Here is a 507-nt window from a genome sequence, read left to right as displayed (position 1 = left end):
TGACCGTGACACGCACGCGCTGCTGCGCGCGCAGGGCATCGAGGACAGCGTGATCGACGCAGTGGCGGCACGTTGCCATGAGCTGTACGAAGCACGCACGCAGACCGGTCTGCCGCTGCGGCCAGGCATCCTGGAGCTGCTGGAGCTGTTGAAGGCGCACGCGGTACCGCGTGCAGTGGCAACCACCACGCGGCAGCCGCGGGCCAACCGCAAGCTGGCCGCTGCCGGCCTGCTGCCGTATTTCGATGCGGTGATCACCAGTGGCGACGTGGCGCGGCCGAAACCGGCGCCGGACATCTACCTGCTGGCCGCGCAGCGGCTGGGCCAGGCCCCGGAACGCTGCCTGGCGCTGGAAGACTCACCGGCCGGTACGCGCGCGGCATTGGCCGCCGGCATGACCGTGATCCAGGTGCCGGACCTGGTGCATCCGGATGAAGAGCTGCGCGCACTGGGCCACCGCATCGTCGGCTCGCTGGTGGACGCGCACGCGCTGCTGTTGCCGCTGCT

1 protein-coding gene is annotated in these 507 nt (G+C 70.6%); it reads left to right on the top strand.

The annotated features are described in order from the left end of the window. Positions 1 to 507: HAD family hydrolase (locus DAI20_RS20495; protein ID WP_108252927.1), on the top strand; the 507-nt coding region annotated here is incomplete at both ends.

Origin of the sequence: Planctomonas deserti (assembly GCF_003067705.1) — a bacterium.
GTDB lineage: Bacteria > Actinomycetota > Actinomycetes > Actinomycetales > Microbacteriaceae > Planctomonas > Planctomonas deserti.
This window is presented reverse-complemented; position numbering and strand designations above follow the sequence as displayed.